The sequence below is a fragment of the Stenotrophomonas sp. NPDC077659 genome, assembly GCF_050268705.1.
GTDB lineage: Bacteria > Pseudomonadota > Gammaproteobacteria > Xanthomonadales > Xanthomonadaceae > Stenotrophomonas.
The window spans coordinates 1-2,242 of sequence record NZ_JBNNHG010000255.1 but is presented as its reverse complement, the minus strand read 5'-3'; the positions used below and the strand labels follow the sequence as shown (position 1 = coordinate 2,242).

The 2,242-nt window shown below is 69.9% G+C and carries 2 protein-coding genes; both read right to left on the bottom strand.

The genetic code is table 11. The features are described 5' to 3' along the window. Positions 1 to 1,737: flagellar biosynthesis protein FlhF (gene flhF / locus ACQKDV_RS19175; RefSeq protein WP_427785821.1), on the bottom strand; the 1,737-nt coding region annotated here is incomplete at its 3' end. Positions 1,738 to 1,882: 145 nt separating this feature from the next. After that, positions 1,883 to 2,242 (bottom strand): FHIPEP family type III secretion protein (locus tag ACQKDV_RS19170; RefSeq protein ID WP_427785820.1); only part of this gene is annotated, 360 nt, incomplete at its 5' end.

The following is a 2,242-nucleotide window of genomic DNA, read 5'->3' as shown; positions in this document are numbered from 1 at the left end:
GCGATCAACGCCTGTGGATAACGGCGTAGATAAGTCTGCAGCCCGGCAAAAACTGGCCGCTCGGCGCAAATCTTCAAGGCGAAGTACGAGATTGGCTGCACTGGCCCGGTGCAGGTCCTCCGGGACGTCCTGGCCGTCGGTCACCCAGGTGATCGGCAGGGCGTGGTCGACGGCCACCGACAGGGCGTTGCCGAAGCGGCCGGTCTCGTCCAGCTTGCTCAGCACCAGGCCCTGCAGGTTGGCCGCGCCGAAGCGGCGGACCACCTCGTCCATGTCGCCGAAGCTGGTGTTGGCCGGCAGCACCAGCAGGGTGCGTACCTGGCGGGCGGCACGCAGCCACTGCAGCTGGGCGGCCAGTGCGCGGTCGCGCGGGCCCAGGCCGGCGGTGTCGATCAGCACCAGCTTGTAGTCCTGCAGGCGTTCCAGCAGCTGGTCCAGGTCGGTGCCGCTGTTGGCCTCGTGCACGGCGATGCCGAGCTGGCGACCGTAGCCGTACAGCTGCTCGCGGGCACCGATGCGCATCGTGTCGGTGGTCACCAGGGCCACGTCGCGCGGGGCATGCTTTTCAGCAAAGCGCGAGGCCAGCTTGGCGATGGTGGTGGTCTTGCCGGCACCGGTGGGGCCGACCAGGGCGATCACACCGCCGGCTTCCAGCGGGTCGACCGGGGCAATCGGCAGCTTGCGCGAGATCAGCCCCAGCATCAGGCCGCGGCCGCGGTGGGCCTCGGTGTCCAGCGGGATCTGCATGGCCACGTCGCGCGACAGGCCGGTATCGAAGCCGTACTCGTCCATCAAGTCCAGGGCGGTGGCCCGCACCGGGCTGCCGCGCAGGCGTTCGTCGGTGAAGCGGTTCATTTCGCGCTCGATCACCTGGCGCATGCCCGCCACTTCCTGGCGCAGCTGGCGGATCTCGCCGTCATCGGCGGCAACCATGGTGATGGCAGGGGCGGGGGCAAGCTGCGGGGTTGGGGCCGGGGCCGGGGCCGGCTGGGGCCCGGCGACCGGCGTCATGTCGTTGGCCGTGGCCGCAGGCGCGGTGCAGGCGGCTTCGACCGGGGCTTCGACCACAGCGGCGGCCATGGTGATGGCCGGCGCCGGCGCCGGTGCGGCGGCAGGAATGGGCGGCGGCAGCGTGGGTGCGGTGTCCTCTTCCAGCGGCGGGTCGATCAGGAAGCGGGCGCGGTTGATCGGCGCCGCCACCGGGGGCTGGACCTGGGCCTGCGCCAGGTATGGCGCGGCAGGCAGCACGTGCCTGGCCGGCGGTGCCACGATGGCGTCGGCGTACGCGGCGAAGATCTGTTCCGGCAGTGCCGATTCGTTGACGCCCGCGCGGGCCAGGGTGGCGGCGAAGCCGCTGCTGCCGCGGGTCGGCACGATCTCGTCGGCACTGTCCAGGGTGCGACCGGTCGCGCCGACGGCGGCGCGGGCCAGGGCGGCCACGGCCGAGGTGGTGGCCGCCACCGGTTCGGCGGCGGTCGTTGCGCTGCGACGGCGGGTGACGGCGGCGATGACTGCGTCGGCGGCGGTGCGTGGCTTCGGCGGCGGCGGTGCGATCTCGCGGCGCGAGGCTTCCAGTGCACGCTGCACGACGCTCTCATCGTAATGGGCGGCAGCGACGATCTCGATGCCTTCCTCGATACGCCGGTTGGACAGGATCACCGCGTCGGGGCCGTGTTCCTTGCGCACCAGGTTCATGGCCGAGCGCATGTCGGGGGCGACGAATCGTTTGATTTTCATGCTGTGGTCACGGGACGAGGTCGGCGGAGTGGCGGTCGGAGAACGCGGGTGGTCGGTGGTCTGCACGGTTCGGGTTCTCCTTGGAATCTGTCGTGTGGTGCGGTTTGTAAGTGGTGTCTGTTTTCTGGCGCTTGGAAGGGCGGCGTCAGCTGATCGTTCCGACCAGTTTCAGGCGCTTGTCTTCCGGCACTTCGCTGTAGGCCAGGACCGACAGCGAAGGATCGCTGTGGCGGACCAGGCGCGCCAGCGCGGCGCGCACCGGGGCCGGTACCAGCACGACCGCCGGCTCGTTTCGCGCTTCCTGCTTGCTGACACATTCGGCCAGGCTCTGGTGCAGACGCTCTGCGAGACCGGGTTCCAGCGCAGCGCCGTTGCCCTGCGTGGACTCCTGCAAGACACGTTCCAATTGCGGGTTGAGGGTGAACACCGGCAGCTCCGCCGACATTCCGGCCACCAGGTCGGTGTCGGCATGGGTGGTATAGCCCATGAAATTGCGATGCAGCTG